The organism is Mycobacterium sp. E2462, assembly GCF_001672685.1.
Taxonomy (GTDB): Bacteria; Actinomycetota; Actinomycetes; order Mycobacteriales; family Mycobacteriaceae; genus Mycobacterium.
The window spans coordinates 1-1,746 of record NZ_LZKC01000051.1; the positions used below are offsets into that span (position 1 = coordinate 1).

2 protein-coding genes are annotated in these 1,746 nt (G+C 69.1%); one reads left to right on the forward strand and one right to left on the reverse strand.

Annotated elements, in window-relative coordinates; translation table 11 throughout:
* Nucleotides 1-184: 184 nt before the first annotated feature.
* A complete protein-coding gene (locus A5714_RS02820) occupies nt 185-1,273 on the forward strand; it encodes a LuxR C-terminal-related transcriptional regulator (protein ID WP_068282558.1) in 1,089 nt (362 codons plus the stop codon).
* 12 nt (nt 1,274-1,285) lie between these two features.
* Here A5714_RS02820 and A5714_RS02825 read toward each other — a convergent pair.
* A partial coding sequence (locus tag A5714_RS02825) for an aldehyde dehydrogenase family protein (protein ID WP_156747147.1) occupies nt 1,286-1,746 on the reverse strand: 461 nt, incomplete at its 5' end.

Below are 1,746 nucleotides of genomic sequence, written 5' to 3' on the forward strand. Positions count from 1 at the left end.
GCGGGCGCGCCCCGGAGCGCGGGTGGGGCGCTGACCTCGTGTTGAGCCCGGATCGGGCACACGACCAATAAATCAGGAACCGGCTCGGATGAATTCATTCAAACGGATGAGGTTTGGGGTTAGGCTGCACTGGTCGATTGCTGGAGGCGCGCCATGCTGGACCGCAGCTAACCCTGGACGGCCGATGGACACGATCGAGGACTTCTCGCGGATCGCGGCGGCCATCCACAGCTCGGCGGTGAACCCGGACAATTGGACCGCGGCGCTCGGGGACATTCGGCACCTGCTCGACGGGCATGCCTGCGCCCTGACGGTGTCGGACGGCGCGAACACGGCCATCCGGAACGGCAACGTGGTCTCGGAGGCGCAGGCCGCGTACAGCTCGTACTACTACAAGCTCGACTACGTGCTCAAGGCCGTCGAGCGTGGCCCGGTCGGGGTGGTTCGGGACGGGCGTCCGCTGATGGCCCTGCAGGCGCGCTCTGAATTCGACGTGGACTTCATGCGCCCCCACGAGGTGACCGAAGGCTTGTTCGTGCGGCTGACCACCGGCCGCGCGCCGACCTGCCTGCTGATCGCCGGGCCACGGCCCCCGGACAAGTTCACGGGATTGGTCAGCGCGCTGGTTCCGCATCTGCAGCAGGCGTTGCGCACGCAGGCGCACCTGGACGAGCTACGCGATCGCGGCGACGGCCTGCGGGACGCGGCGCACGCGCTGCGCCACGGATTCGTCGTCGTCGCGCCCGGCCCGCGGATAGTGCACACCAACGTCGCCGCCGACGAGATCCTGCGGACCGGCGACGGCCTGCGGACTCACGCCGGCCGCGTCGAGGCCGTCAACCCGCACATCGACGCTCAACTGCAGCGCAGCGTCCACGCCGCGACGGGGCCCGTCGAGACGGCCCGCCGCGGCGACTCGCTGACGTGCCCTCGGCGGTCGGGGCGTCGCCCGTATCGCGTCGACATCGTGCCGCTCGGGTCCGCGACGCTGAGCCCCGCGTCCGGCCGCGCCATGATCGTCATCGTCGACCCCGAAGACCAGGTCGAGCCGCCGGCCGCCTTGCTGCGGCGGGCGTACGCCCTCACCGAAGCGGAGGCCGCCGTCGCCCTGCTGGCGCTCGAGGGCCACGGCGTCAAGCACATCTCGGAGAAGCTGTCGCTGTCGCTGGCCACGGTGAAGACGCACCTGCAACACGTCTTCGACAAGACCGGCACCCATCGCCAGGCCGAGCTGGTCCGGCTGTTGCTGGCGATGCGGTCGGTGTGTCGCTGAGCTACCGCGGGGTCAGTCGGTGGTGTAACCCATCGGCATCAGCACGCTCTTTTGCTGGGTGAAGTGCTCGACGCCCTCGGGGCCGTTCTCGCGGCCGATGCCGGAATTCTTGTAACCACCGAAGGGACAGCACGGGTCGAACGCGTACCAGTTGATCGCGTAGGTCCCGGTGCGGACCTTCTCCGACACCTCGATGCCGCGGGGAATGTCGGTGGTCCACACGCTGCCGGCGAGCCCGTACGCCGAGTCGTTGGCGATCTTGATCGCGTCTTCCTCGGTGTCGTAGGCAATGATGCTCAGCACCGGGCCGAAGATCTCCTCCTGGGCGATCGTCATGGAGTTGTCGACGTCGGCGAACACCGTGGGCTGCACGAAGAATCCGGAGTCCAGGCCCTCGGGGCGGCCGCCGCCGCACACCAGGCGGGCGCCCTCCTCGATGCCCTTGGCGATGTAACCCTCGACGCGGGCGCGCT

Bases quoted from the DNA above. Each gene is read 5' to 3' on its own strand.
- A5714_RS02820 (WP_068282558.1), top strand. From the start codon at position 185: ATGGACACGATCGAGGACTTCTCGCGGATCGCGGCGGCCATCCACAGC.